This is a genomic window from Niabella hirudinis, assembly GCF_051201075.1.
GTDB lineage: Bacteria > Bacteroidota > Bacteroidia > Chitinophagales > Chitinophagaceae > Niabella > Niabella hirudinis.
In genome coordinates this window covers 664,922-689,662 of the sequence record NZ_JBPEHJ010000001.1, presented here as the reverse complement: position 1 = coordinate 689,662, position 24,741 = coordinate 664,922, and the positions used below count along the sequence as shown (strand labels likewise).

At 44.0% G+C, this 24,741-nt stretch carries 24 protein-coding genes and 1 tRNA gene; 10 read left to right on the top strand and 15 right to left on the bottom strand.

Annotated features, from left to right (window positions below; genetic code table 11):
• Positions 1 to 10 precede the first annotated feature (10 nt).
• The 11 genes from GGU45_RS02645 to hisG form a co-directional block, all read right to left on the bottom strand.
• Positions 11 to 3,541 (bottom strand): DUF2723 domain-containing protein, encoded by a 3,531-nt coding sequence (locus GGU45_RS02645; RefSeq protein WP_435221741.1) that lies wholly within the window; start codon positions 3,539 to 3,541, stop codon positions 11 to 13.
• A gap of 155 nt (positions 3,542 to 3,696) precedes the next feature.
• A complete protein-coding gene (locus tag GGU45_RS02640; RefSeq protein WP_435221739.1) occupies positions 3,697 to 4,422 on the bottom strand; it encodes a DUF4294 domain-containing protein in 726 nt (241 codons plus the stop codon).
• 276 nt (positions 4,423 to 4,698) lie between these two features.
• Positions 4,699 to 5,310 carry a bifunctional phosphoribosyl-AMP cyclohydrolase/phosphoribosyl-ATP diphosphatase HisIE gene (hisIE, locus tag GGU45_RS02635; protein WP_435221737.1) on the bottom strand — a complete coding sequence of 204 codons (612 nt, stop codon included), beginning with the start codon at positions 5,308 to 5,310 and terminating at the stop codon, positions 4,699 to 4,701.
• Between the two features lie 46 nt (positions 5,311 to 5,356).
• On the bottom strand, positions 5,357 to 6,112 hold the full coding sequence (gene hisF, locus GGU45_RS02630) for an imidazole glycerol phosphate synthase subunit HisF (RefSeq protein WP_435221735.1): 756 nt from the start codon (positions 6,110 to 6,112) through the stop codon (positions 5,357 to 5,359).
• Positions 6,113 to 6,147: 35 nt separating this feature from the next.
• Positions 6,148 to 6,549, bottom strand: coding sequence for a four helix bundle protein (locus GGU45_RS02625; protein ID WP_435221733.1), 402 nt, complete (start codon positions 6,547 to 6,549; stop codon positions 6,148 to 6,150).
• A gap of 42 nt (positions 6,550 to 6,591) precedes the next feature.
• Positions 6,592 to 7,311, bottom strand: a complete 720-nt coding sequence (hisA, locus tag GGU45_RS02620) for a 1-(5-phosphoribosyl)-5-[(5-phosphoribosylamino)methylideneamino]imidazole-4-carboxamide isomerase (protein ID WP_435221731.1) — start codon at positions 7,309 to 7,311, stop codon at positions 6,592 to 6,594.
• An 11-nt stretch (positions 7,312 to 7,322) separates the two neighbouring features.
• Positions 7,323 to 7,910, bottom strand: a complete 588-nt coding sequence (gene hisH, locus GGU45_RS02615) for an imidazole glycerol phosphate synthase subunit HisH (protein ID WP_435221730.1) — start codon at positions 7,908 to 7,910, stop codon at positions 7,323 to 7,325.
• Between the two features lie 73 nt (positions 7,911 to 7,983).
• Entirely contained in the window at positions 7,984 to 9,123 is a 1,140-nt protein-coding gene (gene hisB, locus GGU45_RS02610; protein ID WP_435221728.1) for a bifunctional histidinol-phosphatase/imidazoleglycerol-phosphate dehydratase HisB, read from the bottom strand.
• A 37-nt stretch (positions 9,124 to 9,160) separates the two neighbouring features.
• Positions 9,161 to 10,234 carry a histidinol-phosphate transaminase gene (gene hisC / locus GGU45_RS02605; RefSeq protein ID WP_435221727.1) on the bottom strand — a complete coding sequence of 358 codons (1,074 nt, stop codon included), beginning with the start codon at positions 10,232 to 10,234 and terminating at the stop codon, positions 9,161 to 9,163.
• A gap of 32 nt (positions 10,235 to 10,266) precedes the next feature.
• Positions 10,267 to 11,544 (bottom strand): histidinol dehydrogenase, encoded by a 1,278-nt coding sequence (hisD, locus tag GGU45_RS02600; protein ID WP_435221725.1) that lies wholly within the window; start codon positions 11,542 to 11,544, stop codon positions 10,267 to 10,269.
• A 149-nt stretch (positions 11,545 to 11,693) separates the two neighbouring features.
• Positions 11,694 to 12,554 carry an ATP phosphoribosyltransferase gene (gene hisG / locus GGU45_RS02595; RefSeq protein ID WP_435221723.1) on the bottom strand — a complete coding sequence of 287 codons (861 nt, stop codon included), beginning with the start codon at positions 12,552 to 12,554 and terminating at the stop codon, positions 11,694 to 11,696.
• 245 nt (positions 12,555 to 12,799) lie between these two features.
• Between hisG and GGU45_RS02590 the strand changes: the two genes are divergently transcribed.
• The 5 genes from GGU45_RS02590 (at position 12,800) to GGU45_RS02570 (ending at position 17,058) form a co-directional block, all read left to right on the top strand.
• Positions 12,800 to 13,567 (top strand): exonuclease domain-containing protein, encoded by a 768-nt coding sequence (locus tag GGU45_RS02590; protein WP_435221721.1) that lies wholly within the window; start codon positions 12,800 to 12,802, stop codon positions 13,565 to 13,567.
• Positions 13,568 to 13,632: 65 nt separating this feature from the next.
• Complete coding sequence (locus GGU45_RS02585) at positions 13,633 to 14,373, top strand: polyprenol monophosphomannose synthase (RefSeq protein ID WP_435221719.1); 741 nt, start codon at positions 13,633 to 13,635, stop codon at positions 14,371 to 14,373.
• A gap of 22 nt (positions 14,374 to 14,395) precedes the next feature.
• Positions 14,396 to 14,851 carry a DUF4268 domain-containing protein gene (locus GGU45_RS02580; RefSeq protein ID WP_435221717.1) on the top strand — a complete coding sequence of 152 codons (456 nt, stop codon included), beginning with the start codon at positions 14,396 to 14,398 and terminating at the stop codon, positions 14,849 to 14,851.
• Between the two features lie 11 nt (positions 14,852 to 14,862).
• Positions 14,863 to 15,774 carry an alpha/beta hydrolase gene (locus GGU45_RS02575; RefSeq protein ID WP_435221716.1) on the top strand — a complete coding sequence of 304 codons (912 nt, stop codon included), beginning with the start codon at positions 14,863 to 14,865 and terminating at the stop codon, positions 15,772 to 15,774.
• Between the two features lie 369 nt (positions 15,775 to 16,143).
• Positions 16,144 to 17,058 (top strand): SMP-30/gluconolactonase/LRE family protein, encoded by a 915-nt coding sequence (locus tag GGU45_RS02570; RefSeq protein WP_435221714.1) that lies wholly within the window; start codon positions 16,144 to 16,146, stop codon positions 17,056 to 17,058.
• On the opposite strand, the gene GGU45_RS02565 is transcribed toward GGU45_RS02570, so the two are convergent.
• Positions 17,055 to 17,423, bottom strand: a complete 369-nt coding sequence (locus tag GGU45_RS02565; protein WP_435221713.1) for a hypothetical protein — start codon at positions 17,421 to 17,423, stop codon at positions 17,055 to 17,057. The two genes, GGU45_RS02570 and GGU45_RS02565, sit on opposite strands and share 4 nt — an antisense overlap.
• 235 nt (positions 17,424 to 17,658) lie before the next feature.
• Here GGU45_RS02565 and GGU45_RS02560 point away from each other — a divergent pair, with 235 nt between their 5' ends.
• Positions 17,659 to 18,006, top strand: a complete 348-nt coding sequence (locus GGU45_RS02560) for a single-stranded DNA-binding protein (protein ID WP_435221712.1) — start codon at positions 17,659 to 17,661, stop codon at positions 18,004 to 18,006.
• 289 nt (positions 18,007 to 18,295) lie between these two features.
• On the opposite strand, the gene GGU45_RS02555 is transcribed toward GGU45_RS02560, so the two are convergent.
• Positions 18,296 to 18,754 (bottom strand): Hsp20/alpha crystallin family protein, encoded by a 459-nt coding sequence (locus GGU45_RS02555; RefSeq protein WP_435221711.1) that lies wholly within the window; start codon positions 18,752 to 18,754, stop codon positions 18,296 to 18,298.
• A gap of 29 nt (positions 18,755 to 18,783) precedes the next feature.
• On the bottom strand, positions 18,784 to 19,071 hold the full coding sequence (locus GGU45_RS02550; protein ID WP_435221710.1) for a hypothetical protein: 288 nt from the start codon (positions 19,069 to 19,071) through the stop codon (positions 18,784 to 18,786).
• 130 nt (positions 19,072 to 19,201) lie between these two features.
• On the opposite strand from GGU45_RS02550, the gene GGU45_RS02545 reads away from it, so the two are divergent.
• Together GGU45_RS02545 and GGU45_RS02540 are read left to right on the top strand one after the other, a co-directional pair.
• Positions 19,202 to 19,275: transfer RNA gene (locus GGU45_RS02545), tRNA-Arg, on the top strand.
• Between the two features lie 151 nt (positions 19,276 to 19,426).
• Positions 19,427 to 20,617: a phage integrase SAM-like domain-containing protein gene (locus GGU45_RS02540; protein WP_435221709.1), complete on the top strand. Its 1,191-nt coding sequence runs from the start codon at positions 19,427 to 19,429 to the stop codon at positions 20,615 to 20,617.
• Between the two features lie 76 nt (positions 20,618 to 20,693).
• Here the strand turns inward: GGU45_RS02540 and GGU45_RS02535 are convergent, their stop codons facing one another.
• Positions 20,694 to 22,613, bottom strand: coding sequence for a hypothetical protein (locus tag GGU45_RS02535; RefSeq protein WP_435221707.1), 1,920 nt, complete (start codon positions 22,611 to 22,613; stop codon positions 20,694 to 20,696).
• A 222-nt stretch (positions 22,614 to 22,835) separates the two neighbouring features.
• Here GGU45_RS02535 and GGU45_RS02530 point away from each other — a divergent pair, with 222 nt between their 5' ends.
• Complete coding sequence (locus tag GGU45_RS02530) at positions 22,836 to 23,756, top strand: AAA family ATPase (RefSeq protein WP_435221705.1); 921 nt, start codon at positions 22,836 to 22,838, stop codon at positions 23,754 to 23,756.
• Positions 23,716 to 24,705 (top strand): DUF3871 family protein, encoded by a 990-nt coding sequence (locus GGU45_RS02525; protein WP_435221703.1) that lies wholly within the window; start codon positions 23,716 to 23,718, stop codon positions 24,703 to 24,705. Before GGU45_RS02530 ends, GGU45_RS02525 begins: the two co-directional genes overlap by 41 nt.
• Positions 24,706 to 24,741: the final 36 nt, after the last annotated feature.

The window sequence follows — 24,741 nt, the reverse complement described above, 5'->3', positions numbered from 1 at the left end:
AACCGGTCTGTTACTTCTTTGAAGAATCTTTTGTCGTGCTGTCTGCTGTTTTTGCGGCTGGTAAAAGCTCCTGGGCCGGTGTTTTTTCACCTTTTTTGAGGGGGTCATAGTGCCCTTCAATTGCTTCTGCAACGGCACCCGTAATATCATTGAGCGGCTCTTCAATAGAGGCTAATCCCTGGTAGTATTCGGGTTTTTCCGTCTTCAGGTAGTTATAATATTTTTGCTGATCGGCTACATCTTTTTTAACAGCGGCAATTACTTTGCGCGCCATATCCAGCTTGCCGGCTTTGTAATAAGATTCTGCATACATCAACCCCGTTTGATTGTGCTGGTTAAACCTGCTCGTCATGGCATAAGGTAAGTTTTCCGGAAGAATACCGGCTTCGGCTTTATTCAGCAGCTTAATCGCTTCATCCTTTTTACCCGCATCAGCAAGGTTTCCCGCTGCTTCTGCAAAAATACTGCGGATATTGAGCAGGTATTGCCGGTTTGTTTCATCAAAATAAACGCCTTTCTTATTAGCACCGCCAAACTCAAATTTGGTCAACAGGTTTTTGGCCATTACATCCTGGTTATTGTCCCGTATGGAAGTACCTCCAGCCCGCATCTGGCGGTAAGCCTGGTCTACCACCCAATTAGCCTGGGGCGCTTTTACGGCGAAAGGTACCAGGCGGTAGGTAAGTCCGTCTTTTCGCAGATTTTGCCCAAAGCCCAGGTCGCCGTAAGGCCATGTAAAGTAAATGGGACGCTTCCATTGGTTGGAGGCGATAATGGCGAGTACCATCAGATCGTTACGGCCGATGGTGCCTTTTGAAGCAGGGATTTCAAATGCCCACTGATCCGGCACGCTGTCTGTGGGATTGGCTGTTCCGTTTTTGTGCACCAATGCTTTGTCTACAGGAACAAAAAACTTACGCAGCGGCAGGGTATTGGCGCCTACATCGCGTCCGGTTTCGGGATCTGCAACTTTGGCACCTACTACTTCCCGGATTACGCGGTCTAAGGGAAAGAAGGCATTGGCGTCAATATTCTGACCTGGTTGTGGCGCCGCAAAACGCAGGTATTCGCGGTTATGCCCTTCTATTTGCTCGGGTGTAAGGATCACGTCTACGGCATCGGCATCGTTGATTTTATAACGGAGTTGATTAATATACCAGTCGATACCCAGCAGGCTGGTGTTGATCACCCGGATATCGGGCCGCACGTTTTCAACTTCCTGGGCATACCATAAGGGGTAGGTGTCATTATCGCCTACCGTAAATACGATGGCATTGGGTGCACAACTTTCGAGGTAATCCTTAGCCAAATCCGGCGCCATTGTTTTTTGGCTCCGGTCATGATCGTTCCATTCCTGCTGCGCCATCAGGCCCGGTACTGCCAGACAAAGCAGGGTTACCAGGATATTGGCGGGTTTTATATTAACGCCACCCGATGAAACGGCTCTTGCTATAAAGGTTACAATATACAGTACGGCGGCATAAAGAACAGCGGCCACCAGACTGGCAATGATAATAGCGCTGAAGGTACTTGACATGCTGCTGAGCGCAGTAATGAGGAAGGTTCCGGATGCGCCGTATACCAGCAATTTCTGGAAGGTTTCCTTATCTTCCTTTTCCAGTGCCGACCGGAGCAGGGCTACTACGGCCAGGCCAATCCAAACCGCAAAGGCATAGAAGGACCCTACATAGGCATAGTCCCGCTCGCGGGGCTGGTTGCCCGGTTGGTTAAGGTATACTACAATCGCCATGCCGGTAAAGAAGAACAGGAGGAAGGTGACCACCCAATCTTTGCGGTTTTTGAGAAACTGGTATACAAAACCGATGATGCCTAAAATAAAAGGCAGCATATAAAAGGCATTGTGGGCTTTATTGTGTTTGATGCTTTCGGGCATCAGGTTCTGGTCGCCCAAGCGGGCATTATCTATTAATGAAATGCCGGAGATCCAGTTCCCATCGCGCTTGTTGCCATATCCCTGCAGGTCGTTTTGCTTGCCGGAAAAGTTCCACATAAAATAACGCATATACATCCAGCTGGTCTGGTAGCTCATAAACCAGTTGATATTATCGGCATAGCTGGGAGCGCCATAGGATCCCTGGCCCGTGTTGGGATCCGGTTTGGAGAGGCCTAACCAGTCGGCATAAAAGTCCTGGTGCCCCTGGTCATTGCTGGAATCCCATACGCGAACAAATAATTGTTTATCCGAACTTTTATACCGTACCGAACGGTCTCTTCCTATCGGGATGTATTTGTTGTCACCCTTTACGTACTTCATTTCGCCCATTTCGTAGGGGCTGCCGTTTTCGTCATAGTCTACTTCGGCTGTATAATGTGCGCCATACAGGAGGGGTTGTGTTCCGTATTGCTCGCGGCTGAGGTAATAAACAAGATTAATGGGGTTGTCCACATTGTTCATGTCAATGGCCGGGTTGGCATTGCTGCGGATGATATTGGTAAAATACATGAAATAGCCCAGCATCATAAAGGCAAAACACCAGAGGAAAAGCTTCATGACCTTAAGGGCGGTTGGACGGATGAAATAGCCCAGTGCCGCACCCACGATCAGTAACAGAATGATTTTTAGCGCAGCCATAGTGCCTCCAAAAGCAAAAGGTAAAAATGCCAGCAGGAAGAAGGCGGCTGTCCACAAAATGATCGCACTCTTTGATACATTAGATTTGAACCGCACGCCAATGGCTACCAACAGTGTTATTAAAATGAAGTATACCGTAAACCCTGAGAAGAAGGGCATTCCAAAGCTGTTAACGAACATGATGTCAAACAAGCCTGCAGCCTTCATGCTGTACTGGATAATAGCCACCTGTACGATGCCGGTAATGATACAACCGATGAGGAATGCGCCGATGGAGCCTTTAATGCTGGGCTTATACCGCCGATAGTAATAGATCATTACAATGGCTGGTATGGTTAGCAGGTTCAGCAGGTGCACACCAATCGACAGGCCCATCATGAAGAAAAGAAACACGATCCAGCGGTCGCTGCGCAGCCTTGCGGTATCATCGGCTCCGGCCAGTTCATCAGCATGCTCCCACTTCAACATTGCCCAAAATACCAGGCCGGTAAAGAAGGAAGACAGGGCATATACCTCACCTTCAACCGCACTAAACCAGAAAGAGTCGGTAAAAGTGTAAGCCAGGGCGCCTACGCTGCCCGCCGCCATCACCGTAAAAATTTGCTGACTGGTGAGCGATTCACCGGAGCGTACAAACATTTTTCTTGCAAAGTGCGTAATGGTCCAGAAAAGAAACAAAATGGTAGCGGCGCTCACCAGGGCGCTCATAAAGTTTACGGCGTTGGCCGCAGTTTGCGGATTATCTCCGAAAAACAGGATGAATAACCGGCCCAGCAAACTGAACATGGGTGCGCCGGGAGGGTGGGCCATCTGTAATTTATAAGCAGTGGCCACAAATTCACCACAATCCCAAAGTGAGCCACGGGCTTCCCGGGTTAGTGAATAAGTGAGGGCAGCAATGGCAAAAACCACCCATCCGGTTAGATTGTTTACTTTTCTGAAGTTCATGTTAAAACGCGTCTTTTTTTCAATGATGACAAAAATAGGGATAAACCAATCATTTTAGTTGAATGCCAGTCAGTATTACCGATATTTTAAACCTTGTTTTCGTACCCGGGAAAAACCGGGTACCCCGGCTGCAGTCACTGCCGGTTTGCGAATGCCTAAAACGGGCTGGAACCACCCTGCCGGTAAGGGTTGCCATACCAGGTGGTATTAATCTCCTGCACAAAATCTTCAATCTGGCGGTCAAACGGGTCTTTGCGAATGTCGTAATCCTGTTTCAGGCTGCTGCCATAGAAGAAGGCTACTGTTTGGTACATCCGGGCATTAAGACCTCCCTTGTATTCCTTAATGATTTCGTAACAATCGTCTCCCGTTTGCCGGTAAATCAGTTTCATCAGTACCTTGCCCTGGTATACCGATAAATTGGTCAGCGGATCGGAGAATTGTTTTTTCAATTCTTTTTCCTTGGATTTAATGATGGCTTTCCGGGCTTTATTATCTGAAACCCCTTGTAGCTGGCGGCTGATCTGGTTAATGGTGGATCCGGCAATGCGGGCATAGGGATAGCACACATATACTGCATTGCGCAACCGGCTCCATTCTTTTTTAACCTTTTCGAGCTGTGCCGGCGGCAGTTTGGAGATCCAGATATTGGGTTCTTCGGAATAGGGCATCATTTTAAAGGAATCGTAGTCGGGCCCATACCAGATGGCTGCTATTTTGGTAGAATCTTTTGGTCCCCAATCTTTCATGATCTCCTGGAGCGAGGGCATAGGAGGAACACGTATCGTATCTGCTGTTTGCGCAAGTGCAGTGGTCTCAAAAGCAAATGACGATAACAAGGATATGATCAATATTGCCAGGTATCGATATTGTTTATTCAATACACAAATTTAATATTGGTACACGGAACTTCGTAAAGTAACCGTAGAACCGGGTTGTTTTGGCTGTTAATATTTACTTAATAATTTGAAAATTTGAGGATTTGAAGATTTGAAAATGTGGGAATTTGAAAGTGTACGAGGTATGAGTCTGATTTCTGATCAAACCTGCTAATATGCGAAGAATGCGGTTAATACCGAACGTCAAACTAACCATAAACTCCGTTAATATCTGACTTTCATTTCCAAATCAGCACGTTTTCAAATAATGCTGATGGCTTATTTTTTATGTCTTGTTTCCAGCACATCCAGCACGTCCCGGAGCTGGAATCCCTTGGCCTGCAGTAGTACGAGGTAGTGAAACACCAGGTCGGCGGCTTCTCCTAAAAACAGGTCCCGGTTGTCATCTTTTGCTTCAATCACTATTTCAACGGCTTCTTCACCTACCTTCTGCGCAATCTTGTTGATGCCTTTTGCAAAAAGCGAGGCCGTATAGGATTTTTCGGTCGGGTTGTTTTTCCGGTCGCGGATCACTTTTTCCAGGGCCTGCAGCGAAAAGCTGTCGTTGGTGGTTCCAAAACAGCTGGTGGTTCCGGTATGGCAGGTAGGCCCCTGAGGATCGGCCTTAATCAGCAGGGTGTCCGCATCACAATCTTCCAGGATCTCTTTAACCAAAAGAAAATTGTTAGATGTTTCCCCCTTGGTCCAAAGGCGTTGTTTGCTGCGGGAATAGAAGGTGACCCGGCCTTCGGCCTTTGTTTTTTCCAGTGCTTCAGCATTCATAAATCCCAGCATCAGCACCTGTTGCGTGGCGGCGTCTTGTATTATTACCGGGGCAAGGCCATCGGCATATTTTGAAAAGTCGATCATGTTTTTAATATTTGGTTTCAAGTTTCAGGGTTCAAAGTTCAAGGTTTGCATCCGGATTATTTGCAAATTATAACCGAACAGGAATATTGTTTCCGGCCAGGTAATTTTTCAGCGTGCTGATCTCTATTTCACCAAAGTGGAAAATGCTGGCGGCCAGGGCAGCATCTGCAGCGCCTTCTTCAAACACTTCTTTGAAATGGGGCATGGTACCGGCACCACCGGAGGCAATTACCGGTATGGGCAGCAACTGGCTGATTTGCCGGGTAATGTCGATGGCAAACCCGCTCTTGGTGCCATCATTTTCCATGGAGGTCAGCAGGATTTCTCCGGCGCCCAGGTCGGCTACCGTTTTTGCCCATTCCGTAGCTATCCGTTCGGTTGCGTTTCGGCCTCCATGGGTAACCACTTTCCAGATACCATCAAACAATTTAATGTCGATAGCCACTACTACGCACTGGCTGCCAAAATTTTTTGCGAGGTCGCTTACCAGTTGCGGGTTTCTCACCGCTGAGGTATTTACAGAAATCTTATCGGCTCCATGCTCCATTAACACGGATACATCATCGATGGTGTTGATGCCGCCGCCCACCGTAAACGGAATATTGATATGTGTAGCTATTTTGCGCACCAGTTCAGACAAGGTTTTGCGTTTATCGACCGTTGCCGTAATGTCGAGAAATACCAGTTCATCGGCGCCTTCGGTACAATAGCGCATGGCCAGTTCTACCGGATCTCCGGCATCTCTCAGCTGTACAAAATTGGTGCCTTTTACGGTACGTCCGTCTTTTATGTCCAGGCAGGGGATGATTCGTTTTGCGAGCATGATTCTGTTTGAGGTTTGAAGTTTTTTGTTTGAGGTTATTTCGACCGGCCGGCGAATTTCTGCCCCTTAATTACAGATTGATTTAAGTACGAAATAAATGCGGCTATTTTTGAGGATAAAATTTTGTAGTGTTCCATCAGTTCATTTTGAAGAAGTTCCTCTATATATTTTTGATCCAAAGCTGAATGCAGCTGTGAGCGGACTTCGCCAGCCGATCCTTTTGCGATACTCAGGAAGTTTATAAATTCAAGTTTTGACGATCTTTCAAAGCCTTCTGCAATATTATCCATAACCGATCTGGCCGCAGCCTTTATCTGATCGCGGAACCTGTAATCTGTACTAAACGGACCAGATTGTGTTAGCTCAAATATTCTTAAAGATAATTTTCGAGCAGTTTGCCATATTGCCAGATCTTCAAAATTGGTTATTGTTGCCATAACATCAAACTTTAAACCTCAAACCTCAAACAGAAATTTGTATTAACTGTTGAATGTAGCTAATTCCTTCAAACTGATCCTGTTCTCATAAATCGCTTTTCCTACAATGGCTCCGTGGCATCCGATGGTCCGGAGGCTTTCGAGGTCCTGCAGGCTGCTTACGCCCCCACTGGCGATCAGCTTCAGGTCGGTTACTTCATCCAGTATTTTTTTATAAAGATCATTGGCACTGCCCTGCAGCAGTCCATCCCTGCTGATATCGGTGCAAAAGAATTGTTGGATGCCCTTGGTACGGTAATGTTTCAGAAAATTAAAAATATTAATTTCCGTTGCCTCGGTCCAGCCTTTAATCATTATTTTTTCATTGAGCACATCGGCGCCAAGAATGAATTTCTCAACTCCAAAAGCGGTGAGCCAATCCTGGAATATCACTGTTTTCTTTACGGCCATACTGCCTACTGCTGCATAAGCGGCCCCGGAATCAAAAGTGATCTGCACGTTTTTTTCGCTGCTGATGCCTCCGCTGAAGTCGACCAGCAGGTTTGTTTTACCTGCAATGCTTTCCAGCACCTTCCAGTTTACCACGTTGCCAGCTTTGGCTCCGTCAAGATCTACAAGGTGCAGGCGTTTTAAGCCGGCGTCTTCAAATTGCAGGGCTACTTCCAGCGGATTTTCGTTATATATTTTTTTTTGAGTATAGTCGCCTTTGCTCAGCCGTACGGCCTTTCCCTCTATAATATCTATTGCAGGTATGATCTCCATTTATTGTTGGTCTATTTAAGTTCTAAAAAATTTCTCAATATCTGCTCACCCGCTATGGCGCTTTTTTCAGGGTGAAATTGTACCCCATAAAAGTTGTTCCGGTGTATGGCACTGCTGAATTCCGTTGCATAGCTGGTGGTGGCAATCGTAGCTGGGTTCAGCTCGGCATAATAACTGTGTACAAAATAGGCCCATGCATTTTCCGGTACATTTTTAAACAGGGGGTTTTGTTTTGCGTGGATGCGGTTCCAGCCCATTTGCGGGATCTTCAGATCGGGGCTCACAAATTTCTTAACAGCCACATCAAAAATGCCCAGGCAGGGTGTATCGTTTTCCTCGCTGTGCGCACACAATAACTGCATGCCCAGGCAAATACCCAGCAAAGGCTGGCGGGCCTCCCGGATCAATTGGTCCAGCCCGCGTTCTTTCAGATAGCTCATCGCTGTGCTGGCTTCGCCCACGCCCGGGAAAATGAGTTTGTCCGCCGACCGGATGGCCTCCGGATCATCTGTAACGATCGCCTTCGCCCCAATACGTTCAAGCGCAAAGAGTACGGATTGAATATTGCCGGCGTTGTATTTAATAATTACTGTGTCCATTTTCTTGTTTGAGGTTTGAAGTTTTTTGTTTGAGGTTTAACGTCAAACATCAAACCTCAAACAAAAACCGGTTTTACAACAAGCCCTTAGTGCTGGGGAGCTGATCACTGCCCGGCGTTCTTTTAATGGCCATCTTAATGGCTTTGGCCAATGCTTTGAAAATGGCCTCTATCTTATGATGTTCGTTTTCGCCTTCGGCCTTAATGTTCAGGTTTATCTTAGCTGCATCACTGAGTGATTTGAAAAAATGATAGAACATTTCAGTGGGCATTTCGCCGATCTTTTCGCGTTTGAAGGAGGCATCCCATACCAGCCAGGGGCGGCCGCCAAAGTCCAGTGCCACCTGTACCAGGGCATCATCCATGGGCAAGCAGAAACCATAGCGCTCAATACCGGCCTTATTTCCCAATGCCAGGCTCAATGCTTCGCCCAGGGCAATGGCGGTGTCTTCGATCGTATGATGCTCATCAATGTGCAGATCTCCTTTTGTAACGATTTCCAGATTCATGCCGCTGTGGCGGCCCAGTTGGTGCAGCATGTGATCGAAAAAGCCCAGCCCGGTATCAATGGAGCATTGGCCGGTTCCATCGAGGTTGATATGGATCTTTATTTTTGTTTCATTGGTATTACGTTCGTGTGTTACTACTCTTGATTGCAGCTGTAACAATGCATAAATATCCTGCCAGCTGATGGTCTTTAAAGCAATGGTGGATTCCAACTCTTTTACAGAATCTGATATTTCAGCGGCCCCAAGCGTTTCATCCTGTACCAGCCAGATGCCTTTACAGCCCAGGTTCTTTGCCAGCTGGATATCGGTGATGCGGTCGCCGATCACGTAGGAGCCGGCAAGGTCGTAGTCCCGGTTATTGATGTATTGGGTTAGCATACCTGTTCCCGGTTTGCGGGTAGGGGCATTTTCTTCGGGGTAAGAGCGGTCAATAAACACTTCACTGAAATGGATGCCATCGGCTTCGAGGTTGCGCATGACGAGGTTTTGGGTGGGCCAGAAGGTTTCTTCGGGAAACGTTTCAGTGCCCAGCCCGTCCTGGTTGGTGACCATCACCAGCTCATAATCCATTTCCTTTGCGATCTTTCCCAGCCAGGCAAACATGCCGGGATAAAAGGTTACCTTGTCTATAGAATCCAGTTGATAGGTGGGCGGCGCTTCGTAAATCAATGTGCCATCCCGGTCGATAAACAATACTTTTTTCATTTTCTTTTTTTTTGAAAGAACCAGGGGATACAGACTGCTATACCCCGTAGGCCTTTAATGCAGCTATTAAAATACGGTTTTCTTTTTCGGTACCTACAGTAATGCGCAGGCAGTCTTCACATCCGGGTACGCTGCTGCGATTGCGTACAATAATCCCGTTTTGCTGCAGGTATTTAAAAATCTCGTTGGCGCCGGTCATTTTCACCAGCAGGAAGTTGGCATCTGATGGGTAAACCTTTTGGGTGTAAGATAACTGGTTTAATTCGTTTTCCAGCCAGTTGCGTTGTGCTAAACAATCCCGGATCCAGGCGTTCACCTGTTCGATGTTTTGCAATCCCTGTAAGGCCAGCTCCTGTGTGGCAATATTAATATTGTAGGGATATTTTACATTGTTCATCAACTGGATGATCTCTTTTCCCGCAAATGCCAGTCCGAGGCGCAATGCTGCCAGTCCCCATGCTTTTGAAAGCGTTTGTAATACCACCAGGTTGGGATGATCGGTTAGCTGCAGCGAGAGCGTTTTTTGCCGGGCATAGTTGATATAGGCCTCGTCTACCACCACAATGCCATCAAAATTGTTCAGGATCACTTCAATGTCCTGGCGGTTAATGCTGTTGCCGCTGGGGTTGTTTGGGGAACAAATGAAAATAATCTTTGTATATTCATCAACGGCATCGGCAATGGCTTGTATATTCATCTGGAAATCCGCATCCAGCGGCACTTCTTTTACCTTTATATTATTGATGGCGGCTGCCACGCTATACATGCCGTAGGTGGGCGGCAGGGTAATAATATTGTCAAAACCCGGTTCGCAAAAAATGCGGATCAGGACATCGATAGCCTCATCGCTGCCGTTACCTGTAAAAATGTGCTCCACCGGGAGGCCCTTGATCGCGCTGATGCGTTGTTTGAGCTTTGTTTGTACGGGGTCCGGGTAACGGTTGAGCAGCTCGTCCTGGTCATTCAGATGAAGGGCTACCGGTGAGCCAATGGCATTTTCATTGGCATCTAACATTACGCTGGCTTCGCCGCTGAATTCATGACGGGCGGTAGAGTAGGGAGCCAGGTTCCTGATATTTTCCCGTACCAGATAGTCTAAATTAAATTCCATTTTGTTTCTTGTTTCTGATAGCTAATGGTTGATTACTGGTTGCTCAATCTTATTTTAACAGCATTGCTGTGGCCCTGCAAACCCTCGCCCTCGGCCATTGTGGTTACCGTAGCGGCAATATTTTTAAGACCCTTTGCCGTGAGTTGCTGAAAAGTGATTTTTTTATAAAAACTGTCGAGCGAAACGCCGCTGTAGGCGGCGGCATATCCGTTGGTAGGCAATGTGTGGTTGGTGCCGCTGGCATAATCGCCGGCGCTTTCGGGCGAATGGTTGCCAATAAAAACCGACCCTGCAGCTGTTATGCTTTTTAGCAAGCCGGTTCCCGTTTTGCAGGCCAGGATCAGATGCTCAGGGGCATAAAAATTGGACAACTCAACGGCTTCTTTGAGGCTTTTTACCACCACGATCCGGGAATGCTCCAGTGCTTTTGCCGCTATGTCTTTGCGGGGCAGGGTTTTTAGCTGAGCTGCTATTGCCGCTTCAATCTTTTTTACAAAGCCGGCCCGGGTAGTGATGCAGACTACCTGCGAATCCGGGCCATGCTCTGCCTGGGCCAGGAGGTCGGCGGCAACAAAACGGGGATTGGCTGTGTCATCGGCAATCACCAGCACTTCGGAGGGACCGGCCGGCATATCAATGGCAACCTTGTTTTGCACCAGTTGCTTGGCCATGGTTACATATTGGTTGCCCGGGCCAAAGATTTTGAAAACGGCAGGAATACTTTCTGTACCATAAGCCATCGCTGCTATGGCCTGTGCGCCACCAGCCTTAAATATTTTTTGAATGCCGCAGAGGGAGGCTGCATATAAGACGGCGGGGTGCACCTCCTGATCTTTGTTGCAGGGCGTACATAATACTACTTCCTTACATCCCGCCAGGCGGGCAGGCAGGCCCAGCATCAGCACCGTTGAAAATAAGGGGGCCGATCCTCCCGGAATGTATAAACCTACTTTTTCAATCGGGCGGCTTTCGCGCCAGCAGCTAATGCCGCTCATTGGAGCAATTTTTTTTGAGGCTTCCTTTTGAGAACGGTGAAAGGCTTCTATGTTCTTTTTGGCCTGTTTTAAAGCGGCTTTTAACTGTGGAGAGATGCGTTTGGCCGCTTCTTTTATTTCGGCTTCAGTTACAGCAAGGGAATCAGGCTCCACCCCGTCAAATTTTTTGCTAAAATCCCGTAACGCGGCATCGCCCTTTTTTTGAACAGCAGACAGGATCTCCATCACCCCGGGAATAAATTTCCGGTTGTCCTGAAGGGGGCGGGCGCAGATCCCGGACCAAAGGTCGGGGGAGGGGTATTTATAAAGTTTCATGTTTTGCTGTTTAAGTTAGATGTGAGCGGTGAAAGGTATGAAGTGGAAGGTGAAAAGCTGCACAAAAAATCGGCGCAGATCTGCAGGAAATATTACAGCGTCAAAAAGTTTAAACGACTTCACCATTTTATTTTTGACTATTGGCGTCCTCATTCAATCATTTTTTCAATCGGGATGATCAGGATGCCTTCGGCACCGGCTGCTTTCAGGTTCTCAATCACATTCCAGAAGTCTGCCTCGCTGATTACCGAGTGTACGGAGCTCCAGTCCTTTTTGGCCAGGGGAACGATGGTAGGACTGCTAATGCCGGGGAGGTAAGCGCAGATTTTTTCAATGCTCTTGTTGGGCGCATTGAGCATTACGTATTTATTATATTTTGCTTTCCTTACCGAGCGGATGCGGAACAGCAATTTTTCCAGCAGCTTTTTACGGGCAGGGCTGAGTTTTTTGCCGGAGATAAGCACCGCTTCTGATTTCAGGATGGTTTCAAACTCATACAGCTCATTGCTGAAAAGGGTGCTGCCGGAGCTTACAAGGTCGCAGATTGCGTCTGCCAGACCGATACGGGGAGCAATCTCAACCGATCCGCTGATGACGTGGATATCGGCTTTCAGTTTGTTTTGTTTAAGCCATTTGTTCAGGATGAAGGGGTAGCTGGTTGCGATCTTCTTGCCGTCCAGGTCCTTTAGGGCTAATTTTTTCCGGGTCTTGGGCAGGGCGATGGAGAGCCGGCATTTGCCGTAGCCCAGCCGCTCTACAATGTCGGTGGCTTTGTTTTTTTCAAGAACTACGTTCTCGCCCACAAATCCGATGTCGGCCACGCCATCCTGCACATATTCAGGAATGTCATCATCCCGCAAAAAAAGGATCTCCGCATCAAAATTTTCGGCGTTGATCTTTAACTGATTGTTGCCATTGGGTACGCCAATGCCGCATTCTTTGAGTAGTTTCAGCGAGTCTTCGCTCAATCTCCCCGACTTTTGAACTGCAATTCTTAATTTTTCCTGCATAGCTTTATTTTTAAACAAAAAAGGCTTACAAATTTTGTAAGCCTTTTTCTATAATTTGGATACATATCACCACCGGGCCTACACGGGTAAGTCTGTTACATGATGATGAGTATGTACTAATATTTTCATTGCGGTGCAAATATATATGAAATTTATGATTTCCCACTTTTTTAGCAGAAAAATTTGAGCAGAGAAATTCAGCTGCAGCGGAAAATGCCCTATCTTTAAAGTTTTAAAAAGATCACATGTTACAACTTACCAAGCCCCTCGCTTTTATTGACCTGGAGACCACAGGAGTGAACCTGGGTTCCGACCGCATTGTTGAAATTGCTATTGTAAAAATCCTTCCGGATGGTACGCGGAATGTAAAACGGAAGCTGATCAATCCTGAAATGCCCATCCCCAAAGCTAATTCGGAAATACACGGAATTACGGACGAAATGGTAAAAGATGCTCCCAGTTTTGCCCAGGTCGCGCAGGAGCTTAAGCAGGTGCTGGATGGTTGTGATCTTGCAGGGTATAACTCTAACCGGTTTGATGTGCCGTTGCTGGTGGAAGAGTTTTTAAGAGTAGGCGTTGATTTTGACATGAGGGGGCGCAAGTTGGTGGATGTGCAAAATATTTTTCATAAAATGGAGCAACGGACCTTGTCGGCTGCGTACCGTTTTTATTGCGAAAAGGTACTTGAAGACGCACACTCAGCGGAGGCGGATGCTTCTGCAACCCATGAAGTGCTGCTTGCCCAGATTACCCGCTACCCCGAACTGGGCACAACGGTAGAATCCATCAATAAGGCGATTGGTGAAGAGCAGATCGTGGATTTTGCCCGCCGGTTTGTGATGGACAATGGAGTGGAGGTTTTTAATTTCGGAAAGTATAAGGGGAAAGCCGTTGCAGATATATTAAAAGCGGAACCGCAGTATTACGACTGGATGATGAAAGGCGATTTTCCGCAACATACCAAACAGAAACTGACCGAGATTTTTACCAGAACTAAGTTGAGAAAAAATTAAGGAACAGACGGGTTATTGTCTGAATATCATTCCAAACGGATGTTGTTATTGAATGTAAAGATACAGTGGATAAAGTTGTAATTATACCCACCTATAATGAAAGGGAGAATGTTGCCAGGATCGTAAAAACGGTTATGGACCTGGAAGGGGCATTTCATGTGCTGATCGTAGATGACGGCTCGCCGGATGGGACTGCGGATATTGTGAAGGCCCTGCAGGAGGAATACAGCGGGCGCCTGTTTCTTGAAGAACGAAAGGGGAAGCTGGGTTTGGGAACGGCCTATATACATGGGTTCAGGTGGGGTCTCGCCCGGGGCTATGCTTTTGTTTTTGAAATGGATGCTGATTTTTCGCATAATCCCAACGACCTGATCCGGCTGCACCAGGCGTGTGTGAAGGGCGCCGATCTGGCTATCGGCAGCCGCTATGTAAAAGGCGGAGGCATCGTAAACTGGCCTGCGGATCGGGTGTTTATCTCAAAAGGAGGATCGCTCTACACAAGGATTATTACCTGGATGCCGGTGAAAGATCCTACAGCCGGGTTTATGTGCTATACCGCAAAAGTACTCCGGGCCATTAATTTTGATGCCATCAGCTTTGTGGGGTATGCGTTTCAGATCGAAATGAAATATGCTGCCTGGAAGCTGGGATTTAAAATAAAGGAAGTGCCGATCGTTTTCCAGGACCGTACCGAAGGACAATCGAAAATGAGTAAGGGGATTCTTAAAGAAGGTATTCTGGGGGTCCTCAATCTGCGGTGGCAAAGCCTGTTTAAAAATTATAGAAACAGAGTTTCAAACAATTGATACATTTAATGTTATATTTTTTATGTATGGTAAAAATGAGGCTGCTCTGTTAAAAAAAGAATTCTGGACTGCGTTTGGTACCTACCTCAAACCGGTGTTGAATGCTGATGGACAGAAAGTGAACTGGGTCAATTATAAAACAGGCATCAAGGGGATCTATTTTAGAACGGATGTAACAAAAAGAGCGGCCAGCGTTGCTGTGGAATTGACGCATCCCGGCACAGAAAGAAGAATGGAATTGTTTGAGAAACTGATTGCATTAAAGCCCGTTTTTATCGAAATAGCCGGTAGCGACTGGTTATGGCAAACGGAGGTTTATGATGAAGAAGGGCGTCCCATTTCAAGGATCCTGATCCAACAGGAGCCGGTGAATATTTTTAATAAAAGCGACTGGCCGGCCATCATATCTTTTTTTAAGCAGCATTTGATAGCGCTGGATGCATTTTGGTCGGCGGCAAAAGCATATTTTGAGGATTAAAAAGGGATGAAATGAAAAAAATAGCGATGAGCCTGGCGGCTGTTCTTATATTACACACGATGGTGAATGCCCAGCAGGAAATAGCTTTATACACAACGGTACCCAATGCCAAACCTGCTGATAACCTGGAGCAATCGGAAACCGGTGCCGATGGCATCACCCGGATCAATAGTGTGTCCGTCCCCACCATAACGGTATATCGGCCGGCAAAAGCCCTGCGCAATGGTCCCGCCGTGATTATTTGCCCTGGAGGGGGCTATGCAATTCTTGCTGTAAGTCATGAGGGGGTGCAGGTGGCAAAAGCATTCAATGAATGGGGGGTAACCGCCTTTGTATTGAAATACCGGTTGCCGGATGACCGTATTATGGAAGATAAATCGATCGGCCCTCTACAGGATGCAGAACGCGCGGTGCAGTGGGTGCGCGAACATGCAAAGGAGTATCAGGTTGATCCACGTAAAGTTGGTATTATGGGTTTTTCCGCCGGTGGACATCTGGCGGCAACACTCTCTACCCACTATGCAGAAACCCTGATCAGCAACCCCAAAAAGATCTCGCTGCGCCCCGACTTTTCGGTGCTGGTGTACCCGGTGATCAGTTTTACCGACAGTCTGATGCACCGGGGTAGCCGGGACCGGCTGATCGGAAAATCGCCCTCAGCAGAAATGATCCGGAAATATTCCAATGAGCTTCAGGTAAACAAAAAGACACCGCCCGCATTTTTGGTGCATGCAAAGGATGATAAAGGCGTGCCCTGGCAAAACAGTCAGCATTATTATGAGGCATTGCGGGTGCATAAGATAGCAGCACAGGTTTTTTATTATGAAAAAGGGGGACATGGCTTTGGCATGAACAATAAGACATCGGAGCTGAAATGGATGGACGTTCTGAAAAACTGGATGAAGAAGCAACACTTTCTTTAGACCACCGGATGTATACCGGGCCCCCGATAAGCCGGAAATAAAAAAGTGAATGGATTAGCTATAAAAAAACCTTCTTTAATACAGCCTTCATAAAATGTAAAATAATAAATATCCAATGTAAAATGGAAAAGTAGATTCAGTCAAAACCGATAGACTCTTTTCTCAAGACAAATACTTCTTTTTCATTTTGCATTCTTCATTTGGTGTTTTACATCTATACCAGGCCCCGATACATCAAGGATGAAAAATGAACTGATTAGCTGTATAAAAATCACTCATTCATCCTCCAACTTATCGGGCGAAGCATAAAATAGCGGCCGGCCGGATGCCGGGTAGCTCCGTCAGGTATTTATATTAAATAGAACGCGTATGCGAAATATGATTTTTGCCGGGCTTGTTTTTTGGGCCACGGCGTTAAGTGCGCAGCAGGAGGCCGACTCTTTGTTCGACTCCCTTGGGATCATTGCAAAAGATGCGATGCTGGTAAAAGTAAGTGCCCAATTTTCTTTTACAGAGGGACCCGTTGCCGATAAATCCGGGGCCATTTATTTTACGGATCAACCCAATAATAAGATATGGCGTTTTAATCCTGATGGCACATTAACGGAATTTATGACAGTATCGGGGCGCGCCAATGGTCTTGATATGGACGCCCGTGGAAATATTGTGGCCTGCGCTGATGAGCACAATGAGCTTTGGTCCATCGCGCCATTGGGTAGGATAACCGTCCTTTTAAAGGATGTTGGTGGAAAAAAATTGAACGGCCCCAATGATCTGTGGATCGATAAAAAAGGGGGGATCTATTTTACAGATCCTTTTTACCAGCGCAATTACTGGACGCGGACAACCCAGGAGATCAGCGGACAAAAAGTGTACTACCTTCCACGGGGCGCCGTTCAGCCAATGGTGGCTACCGATGCGCTGGTAAAACCTAACGGAATCGTTGGCTCGTCCAACGGCCGCCTGCTGTATGTGGCCGATATAAAAGATAACAAAACCTACCGTTTCGCCATTCAGAAAGATGGTTCGTTATCCGGTAAAACCGTATTTGTGCCCCGGGGGGCGGATGGCATTACGCTGGACGAAAAGGGAAATCTTTATCTCAGCGGAAATGGTATTACCGTATATAATCCGCAGGGCAGGGAGATAGCCCATATCCCCGTTCCGGAAAAGTGGACGGCAAATGTCTGTTTTGGCGGAAAAAACCGGGACCTGCTTTTTATGACTGCAGGCACCAGTATTTACACCCTGCGCATGCGGGTTAAAGGCCCCAAAAAATTTTAGGCATCGCCTTTTTTCCGCACAACCAGGAGCCAGTTGTTTGCCAGCGGCAGGTATCCATAATCATAACAAAAGCAATAGGTCTGCGCTTTTTTTGTCCGGTACTGATGGGTCATATAGTTGAACCGGAATCCCGCGGTTAGCAATTTATTGCGATGTACGGTTGCGGTTTGCTCTGCTGGTCTCAGTTGGTCGCGAAGGATCTTCCGGTTTTTGCGAAGCGCGATATTGATATTCCGGATTAGCTTTTCGGGCCCGCCTCTAAGGGAGTTGTTGTTATAATGATTCCGGCAAAAGTCATCACAAAATTTTTTATCTGTCCTGCCCCGTATCGGTTTTTGGCAGGAAAGGCACAGTTTTTCTGGCATAGTGTTGGTGTTTGGCATATCGATTTGGTTTTCCGGATTCAATATACAAAATTATTTTATTATAAGTGTTTGTAAACGCTTATAAACGTTTACTTACGTAAATAAACGTTTATAAACCGGGTATCGCCCGGGAGATGATGCAAATTTGAACTGCTGATTCGATAGCGCTGTCGGTTCAGTTGTAATAATAACCTGATCACCGCCGAAAGGCCCAAAAAACAACGTTATGTACACAATGAAAAACAAAGTTCAACTGATCGGTCATTTAGGAAATGCACCCGAAGTAAAAGCAATGGCAGGCGGAACAAAGATGGCCCGCTTTAGTATTGCAACCAATGAAAGTTACAAGAACACCAAGGGAGAAAAAGTTACCGAAACCCAATGGCACACCCTGGTCGCCTGGGGAAAGCTTGCAGATATTGCGGGCAAGTATCTCGAAAAAGGTAGGGAAGTGGTAGTGGAAGGCAAACTGGTCAACCGTCAGTACGAGGATAAAAGCGGCCAGAAAAAATACATAACAGAAATCCAGGTGCAGGAATTGCTGCTACTGTCCGGAGGCAGCCACCGGAGCATTGCCGAATAATTTAACAGGAAAAACGCCGTTGCTAATCTCCAGGGTTGCCCTCTATATCGGCAGCCCTTTTTTTGTAATTCCTGTATGGACCTCTGCAGTTTGTTATCTCAAAGGCATATACCTGTACATGGGTCATTGAAAAGCACGGTAATGAATACAAATAATACTCCTATGGGATTTGATATTGACGGAGTGCACAACCTGGTAAGATCCGGCAAAAGATGGAAGCGGTTAAAAGCCGAAAAAGCGCCAATCCGGAAATTGGCGCCTGATGCAGGATGCGGTATTGGGAACGGTACTAAAGAACAGGAATTTGTTGACCGGGTTTATTGGTTTCCGGGTTCTTTTGAAGTACGACTCTTAGCACACCATCTGTGTAGGAGGCGCTGATGTCATCGATAAGTACCTTATTACTTAGCTGGAAGGACCGTTCAAAAGAAGCGGGCTGGTATTCCTGGTAGATGAATTGCGCCGATGTTTCTTGCGTGAGGGATGTATACCCGATAGTTAATACCCCCTCATTCACAGCGATTCTAAAAAGCTCTTTTTGAAGCCCGGCGGCATACAGCGAAATAATAAATGCTGTGGCGGTTTCTTCGATGTTGGCGGCTTTGGAGTCGCTCATGAAGCGATGGAGTTTATGCATCCAGGGGTGTCCTCCGCCCGCTCTTTTGCCAAAGAAGCATCCCTGTTGTTTAAAACCTGGGCCTGAGAAACCCGGTTGTGTTTGTCCGCCTATGGTTTGATTTGCAAACATGATTTTTATTTTTTGTGGTTAAGAAAAATTTAGTTTATGGGAACAATGGCTGCATTGACCTGGGTTGCTATTGGCATAGCCGGGTTGCTATGGCCGGGATTCCTGAAATGTGGGTGTAGCCCGTGCTCCGGAGGGTATCCTTGCATCCATTTTTTGCGGGCGCCAGATAGCAATTTTGCTGTAATGGCAACAATGGTCCCAATGGCTACTACAAGAAGGAGCAGCCTAAAAAGCAGGAATAATACCAGCGAAGCCAGTCCCACCAGTAGCGCAAGCCCCGCCAGGCGGGGAAGAAAGAACATGATTTTGTGTTTCATCTTTTTTGCTTTTATAAATTTGAAAAACGGTTGTTTCTATTGAAGACGGGAGCAGACAAGATTTACTTTAAAAGCGATAAACTTTTTTGCGGAGAAAAAATAAATCCCTATCTTTGCCCTCCCGTAAAATGGCTGCGTAGCTCAATTGAATAGAGCATCTGACTACGGATCAGAAGGTTTCAGGTTTGAATCCTGACGCGGTCACTTAAAGATCAAGCACTTACAGAAATGTAGGTGCTTTTTTGTTGGTTATTAAGAGATTGCAAACTGCATTTGGAATCCATCAAAACATGTTTCAGGACTTTGTTTCAGAACTGTTTCAGAATTTTTAAACGACTAAAATTTATTCTGAAACATGAAGATTTATTTCAATCTTGAGTTAGATAGTTATGCCAATAGGAAAGGCGAAAGAGCTATAATGATACGATGCACCCAACACCGACAGCATAAGCGAATAAAAACAGGAATTCATATCAATCCGGTTTTCTGGGATTCCATAAAGAAAAATATCAGTAAAAAGCATCCTTTATTTAAAGAATATGATTCAGTTTTGAAACAAAAATTACTGAATGCTGAAAAAATATATCTTGATATAATAAGGGAGAATGCAGAAATAACTTTGCAGGACTTTCTTGAAAAATTGGAGACACCTAAAACTGCCAATTTTTTTGATTTTGCTATTCAGAAAAAACTCAATCAATTCAAGTCTGATAAAAAAATGGGGACTTTTAGACGGTATGAGGCAGTACTTAATAAGTTAAAAGAGTTCAAGGGGAAAAATCTCCCTGTGAGCAGGGTTGATTATTCCCTGTTAAAAGATTTTGAAGCCTATCTTTTGAATGTAAAGAATAATGGAAGAGATACTGTTTCATCCAATCTTAGTGTAATAAGAAGTATTTTGAATGAGGCTATAAAACATGGTCTGTATGATAAGCGAAATCCATTTGACAGTATCACCCTGAAGTACACTGATAATACCAAGCAAAAGCTAACAATAGAGGAGTTGAGGACATTTAGCAAAGTTATATTGCCTAATATCCCTTCACTTCATTTGGCCAGGGATTTCTTTATGGCTTGTTTTTATATGGCAGGTTGCAGGGGCGGAGATATGGTTGAAATGAAATGGAGCAATGTCTATACTGACAAAGTCGAATATATACAGCGTAAGTCTAGCAAGAAAATGGTATTGCCAGTTTTGCCAGAGTTGCGCCTGATCTTTGAAAGATATCAGAGGGATAGTATTTATATATTCCCACTCCTTGAAAGGGAGAAAGCTCCTACAGAATTTGTTATTAATAGCAAGCTTACATACATTAATAAGTATTTAAAGGAAGTGTGTAAGTATGCGGGCATTTTTAAGCATATCAGTAGTCATTGTGCCAGACATACCTTTTCAGATATTAGTCTATCACTTAATCAAAATGATATTTTTAGTTTAAAGGATGTGCTGGGGCATTCTTCAGTAAGAACTACGGAGGGATATTTAAGAGATCGAAACTACTCCGGGATGGAAGAGTATTTGAAAAATATTAGTGAGCTAATCTAAAAAGTGAAGGGTAAGGTTGAACTATTTAGTTCAACCTTACCCTTAAAGGGGTAATTTATACAGACGTTATTACAATTTATTGAAACTCATTAGGATTAGTGTTTATTAAATTTAGAATAAACTTTACTCCATTAGAAGTGGCTTTTAGAGTACGTATAGTTCGAAATCTCCATTTTTTCTCAATAATAGGGAACTGTTTTTCATCAAGCATGGCGGGGTTAGGTATATTACAACGAAATTCGTCGTGCTGAATATACCCAAGATTACGTAGGCCATGGTAAAGTTTTTTATTGCTTTTTATGCCAGCTCTTTTAGCAATATATTTAAAAGAATATAATTTATTTTCAGTAGGATATGTTTCGTCATGAAATCCATATAGAGAACCGCTAATATTTGGAGCTTGAATTAAAGAGATGCGGGGACTATTTATCCGTTTTAATAGACTTTCATTCCAGTCTTCTCTTTTTATATTAACATCTGCATTAATGGCGTTAAAAAGGTGTCCTTTGAGGATTTCTTCTGTTAAGCCAAAGTTGTCAGAGGTAGTTGCTATTGAATCATGTATAGTGATCATAAGAGCATTAGGGGCTCTTTCATGAATATCTCGACATGATTTATGTAGAACTATTTCGGCCTCTAAATTCTGAAGCGAACATGCCAGTGCATTATGTGTGCCTGTTTTTATATAACTGAAAATTTCAAAAACGGTGGGAAAGTGTTCCTTAAAAATTCTTAGAGGAACTGCATCCTTTTTAAAGATGGCGTTGTTTCTGCTGAAAAAAGCGGTGAAGAGTTGTTTTTTCGCGTAGGCCCTTAACTCAGAATCTGGAATGTCAATAGCGGCTCCTTTCTCTTTTAAAAGATTGCCAAAATACTCATAAATTTCTCCAGAAATAACCAATTCCCTATATAATATTGTGTCATGGTTTATTTCATTTTGTTGGATAAAATCTCCTAACATAGAACAGAGAGAGCCTGAATCTTCAACGCCAAAGTTCTTTGGATTGAATACTGCCAGCCTTTTTTGCATTTCATTTTTTTGAAACAGCTCATAATCGAGAAAAACTAATGACAGAAGAGGTTGTGAATTTTTTATGTCTGCTGAAACTAAAATGGCCCCTTCGCGAGATATAAAAGCCCGCATATCCGATAATAGGTATGTGAAAGGACTATGTAGTCTTCCTGATGTGCTATCTACATGACATAAATTCTCGGTAATGTTTTTAAGATTGTCAAGTGTTAACTTTCTGCAATTAAAGTTGTGAATTGCATACTCTTTATTTAGATGTTTTTCCTCCAATGATTTTAGAGCATATAAATATTGTATAGCTGCGTCATAATTGACTGATATATCAGAGTTCAACCACTGGAAAATAAAATGTAATTTTTGTTTTGCCAACGTTGAATAGTCTGCATAATTATTATTGGGTATGTCTGAATATAAAAATAAGTGTTCTGGTTGTAGTTGTATTTTATCGCGTTTGACATTATGTTTCCTCCATTTGCGAACAGTCAATTTTTTAACTAATATTTTATTTGTTATTCGCACTTTTTTTAGCTCAACCTGATATTGTGGAGTAAACTTGTACCCCATACTTTTCTTTTTGGCTATATAAGACCCATCTGTCTGAAGAATGTGTAGATCAATAAGCCAATCTAACAATGGTCTGTAGTTGTCCACAATGTTCTGCAGATATGTACTGTTTAAAATAGTATGTCCGTTTGTATCAATAATGGAAATATTCTTGCTACTGGCAGGAATAGAATGAATTAAATGCATGAGATACAAAAGATAATCTTTTGCATTAGGTATATTGATCGGATGATTAACCAAAAGAACATCTATGTCAATATTCGCAGGGATTTGGAATATTAAAAATTGGGTTCTATCTGCTATCTGATTACTAATTCTTTCCCCATCAATCTCGGGAGATGTTCTTGATTTGCTATCACACAGGGAATTGATTGATGACTGTGTGTTGTTCTTATTTGTCATTTCCCCCTCGTCAAGGGAGGAGAATAATTCTCTCTAAAAAAATGACTTTTTTTTAGCTGATGTTTCTATCATCGAAAATTATTCACTCCGAACTCTAATCCCTTAAGGGTAGTTCAAACAGTGACTTTAATTCAAAATAGTCTGGGTGACTGGCTACAATTACAAAGATCGGAAAAGTTTCAACTCTTCAAACAAAATCTTCCAATTAAAAAATAAAAAATTATGCAATTACAAACAGCAGAAAGACAAAAAGTAAAATTAAGGCTAAATATAGCCAGTCCATCAGGTTTTGGAAAATCCTATTCAGCATTGCTCATTGCTTACGGAATTTGCCCAGATTGGGCTAAAATAGCAGTCATTGACACAGAAAATGGTTCTGCATCTCTTTATGCTCATTTGGGGCATTTTAAGACCATCAGGCTTGACCCACCCTATACTCCTGACAGGTATATTCAGGCAATTAAAATATGTGAACAAGCGGGGATTGAGATTATTATTGTAGATTCTATTACCCACGTTTGGCAAGGCTCGGGAGGCATACTAGAATATCAAAACTCACTAGGTGGTAGGTATCAGGATTGGGCGAAAGCAACTCCGCTATATCAAAAATGGCTTAATGCTATTTTACAGTCTCAATGCCATATTATAACTACTAATAGGAAAAAACAGAGCTATAATATGATTACAGATGGTAATAAAACCAGAGTAGAAAAAGCTGGCCTCGATGATGAGATAAGGGGCGGTTACGAATATGAAATGACGATTGCCTTAGAAATCATCAATGATAAACACTTGGCAAAGTCATCCAAGGATAGGACTGGTTTATTTACAGATAAACCTGAATTTATAATTACAGTTGAAACAGGAAAAAAAATAATAGATTGGTGCAATTCAGGGATGCCTATTTCAGATAGGGTCAAAAACAATATGGATTTATCAGAACAACTTTTGACTAGAATTGAAAGCTGTAAATCTGTATCTGAACTCATCAAGCTATATCAGGATTACCCACAGTATCAGGAGCCATTACTAAGCCATTTCACAACAAGAAAACTACTCTTGGAATCAAAGTCAATTATTCAACCAAAAAATTTTAGTAAAAATGGAACTTCAGTTAATACCACAAATCACAGATCAGGATAATATTTCTTTGGATAGTGATCAATCCAGAAATAAAAGCAAATCATTTATTGAGGCTAACACAAAAGAGGTTAGCCTATCTCATTTATCAAGCGACTGTATTATACCTGTGTTTAGCAAGGATAATGAAACTACAATTAGTCATCATCAATTTATAGATGCCGCATTTGAAGCCATTAAGATGGTTTTTCCAATGGAATTGGTATCTGAACCAGAAATAAGAATCAGCCATGATATCAGAGGCAGGATTCCTGAAGCCATTGGTAAACCGGCTAAAGAGTTGCAGGACTATGAAAAAACAATCTACTACGAAAGGATGGCATTTATTTATGAAGTTAAAAGTGTTACAAATGTCATCAATGGCAACGAGTTAGTATTAAGCATTGGAGGGGTCCGGGCCTATAATCAGGAGAATCTATACAGTAAAAAGGCAATGGAAAAGTTCAAGGTGTTTATTGGTTTTCAAAACCGGGTCTGTCTGAATATGTGTATTTCTACAGATGGATATGCAGAAGAAATAAGAGCAAGTAGTACTGATGAACTACTAACTAAAATAGTACCGTTATTTCAGGGTTTCAATGTAAATACCATGCTTGCCAAGATTGACGGTTTTGCAGACTATCAGTTAACGCAGCATCAATTTTGCCAGCTTATTGGTAGAGCAAGATTATATAATTACCTGCCTAAAAAAGAGCGCTTGCAGATTCCTTATTTAGCTTTAAATGATGGGCAAATTAGTGCCGTGACCAAAGCCTACTATGAAGATGAAAATTTTGCATCAACTGGTACTGGGAATATTAATCTGTGGCAGTTATACAATCTGTTTACAGGAGCAGTTAAAAGCAGCTACATTGATAATTTTCTGGAAAGAACTGTAAATGCCTATCAGTTAACAGAAGGATTAACCATGGCTTTAAATGGCCATAGCGGGTATAGGTGGTTTTTGGAGTAGTAAAAACATAGGGAAGATTGTGGTTTTTTAGGTTCG

Coding starts and splice junctions, on each gene's coding strand:
- GGU45_RS02555 (WP_435221711.1), bottom strand. CDS start 18,754: ATGTTTGCAAATCAAACCATAGGCGGACAAACACAACCGGGTTTCTCA.
- GGU45_RS02575 (WP_435221716.1), top strand. CDS start 14,863: ATGAAAAAAATAGCGATGAGCCTGGCGGCTGTTCTTATATTACACACG.
- GGU45_RS02590 (WP_435221721.1), top strand. CDS start 12,800: ATGTTACAACTTACCAAGCCCCTCGCTTTTATTGACCTGGAGACCACA.
- GGU45_RS02645 (WP_435221741.1), bottom strand. CDS start 3,541: ATGAACTTCAGAAAAGTAAACAATCTAACCGGATGGGTGGTTTTTGCC.
- GGU45_RS02530 (WP_435221705.1), top strand. CDS start 22,836: ATGCAATTACAAACAGCAGAAAGACAAAAAGTAAAATTAAGGCTAAAT.
- hisG (WP_435221723.1), bottom strand. CDS start 12,554: ATGCAGGAAAAATTAAGAATTGCAGTTCAAAAGTCGGGGAGATTGAGC.
- hisH (WP_435221730.1), bottom strand. CDS start 7,910: ATGGACACAGTAATTATTAAATACAACGCCGGCAATATTCAATCCGTA.
- hisD (WP_435221725.1), bottom strand. CDS start 11,544: ATGAAACTTTATAAATACCCCTCCCCCGACCTTTGGTCCGGGATCTGC.
- GGU45_RS02535 (WP_435221707.1), bottom strand. CDS start 22,613: ATGACAAATAAGAACAACACACAGTCATCAATCAATTCCCTGTGTGAT.
- GGU45_RS02625 (WP_435221733.1), bottom strand. CDS start 6,549: ATGGCAACAATAACCAATTTTGAAGATCTGGCAATATGGCAAACTGCT.
- GGU45_RS02540 (WP_435221709.1), top strand. CDS start 19,427: ATGAAGATTTATTTCAATCTTGAGTTAGATAGTTATGCCAATAGGAAA.
- GGU45_RS02565 (WP_435221713.1), bottom strand. CDS start 17,423: ATGCCAGAAAAACTGTGCCTTTCCTGCCAAAAACCGATACGGGGCAGG.
- hisB (WP_435221728.1), bottom strand. CDS start 9,123: ATGAAAAAAGTATTGTTTATCGACCGGGATGGCACATTGATTTACGAA.
- GGU45_RS02550 (WP_435221710.1), bottom strand. CDS start 19,071: ATGAAACACAAAATCATGTTCTTTCTTCCCCGCCTGGCGGGGCTTGCG.
- hisF (WP_435221735.1), bottom strand. CDS start 6,112: ATGCTCGCAAAACGAATCATCCCCTGCCTGGACATAAAAGACGGACGT.
- hisC (WP_435221727.1), bottom strand. CDS start 10,234: ATGGAATTTAATTTAGACTATCTGGTACGGGAAAATATCAGGAACCTG.
- GGU45_RS02580 (WP_435221717.1), top strand. CDS start 14,396: ATGTATGGTAAAAATGAGGCTGCTCTGTTAAAAAAAGAATTCTGGACT.
- GGU45_RS02560 (WP_435221712.1), top strand. CDS start 17,659: ATGAAAAACAAAGTTCAACTGATCGGTCATTTAGGAAATGCACCCGAA.
- hisA (WP_435221731.1), bottom strand. CDS start 7,311: ATGGAGATCATACCTGCAATAGATATTATAGAGGGAAAGGCCGTACGG.
- GGU45_RS02525 (WP_435221703.1), top strand. CDS start 23,716: ATGGAACTTCAGTTAATACCACAAATCACAGATCAGGATAATATTTCT.
- GGU45_RS02570 (WP_435221714.1), top strand. CDS start 16,144: ATGCGAAATATGATTTTTGCCGGGCTTGTTTTTTGGGCCACGGCGTTA.